Raw genomic sequence first — 1,139 nt, 5'->3', positions numbered from 1 at the left:
GATGAGCAATTGCAACCGGATATTCATTCAACTCAGATCATCCCGGCTGCTTCGGTACAGATCATACCCAATGACCTATTCATCGACTTCAGTCCGGATGATCAGATCTTCACCAAGTATGATGGAGAGGCGAAGCTGTATGGACACTTATGCAATGTCATCCTCAATCGCCTGGCAGACTGCGAGTCCAAGGTAGCCGAGTGGGATAAGATCGCTTGCGATTACAATAACGGCACTCTGGCACCTGAACTATACAGACTCAAGGGTAAACGCACCGAACGGGCTCTGCGGCTCTGGATTGAACGTTATCAGGAAGCCCAGCAGAACATGTATGCCCTGATCCATAGAAGCCGTAACAAAGAGCATAAGCGCAAAGTAACCGATCAGGAGAGCGCACTGCTACTGCAGGTGCTGCTGCATCCCAATCAGGTAACCATCGGTTCAGCTATCTCGGCTCTCAAGAGCAAAGAACGGATGGGTTGGATCGAATCTCCCTCCAGTGTCCCGACCTTGAGACGCTGGTGCACTGAATGGGCAGAGGATAATCCTGCGGTCTGGAATCAAACCCGAAAGGGCAGCAAGTTCGTAGCCGAGCATATCATCAAGACGATTATTCGTGATAATGTCCTGGATGTGGGAGAAGTATGGGTAGCCGATGGTCATACTCTGGCTTTCGATATCTACAATCCCAAGACCGGGAAAGCCCAACGCATGACTATGATCATGGTGCTGGACTGGGCAAGCAGATATCCGGTGGGTGCCTCACTTGCCTTTACCGAGGACAGCCAGCATATCCAGATCGCCTTTAGAAATGGCTTCCTCAACTGGGGAGCGCTGCCAAAGTACGTCTATCTCGATAATGGCAGAGCTTTCAAGAGCAAACTCTTTCATGAAGCCTGGGAATCCCACGATCTGGAGATAGAGATGGGTGGCATCTTCCCCAAGCTCAATATCGGAGCTCAGTTCGCAGCCAGCTATAATGCCAAAGCTAAAGTGATCGAGCGGTTCTTCAAGACCTTCCAGGAGCAGTTCGAACGGTTCATCTCATCTTTCCGGGGGTCTTGTATTGATAACAAACCTGCTCCCCTGATGCGTAACGAGAAGTGGGCTCAGAAGCTGTATAAATCAGTCCCACCGAC

The 1,139-nt window shown here is 50.6% G+C and carries 1 protein-coding gene; it reads left to right on the top strand.

Annotation, left to right across the window (positions count from 1 at the left end; all coding sequences use genetic code 11):
* Positions 1 to 1,139 (top strand): transposase family protein (locus tag Q8M98_05120; protein MDP3114142.1); only part of this gene is annotated, 1,139 nt, incomplete at both ends.

The organism is Candidatus Cloacimonadaceae bacterium (assembly GCA_030693415.1).
GTDB lineage: Bacteria > Cloacimonadota > Cloacimonadia > Cloacimonadales > Cloacimonadaceae > JAUYAR01.
Note: the sequence above shows the minus strand (reverse complement) of the source record. Positions and strands in the feature narration are given on the sequence as shown.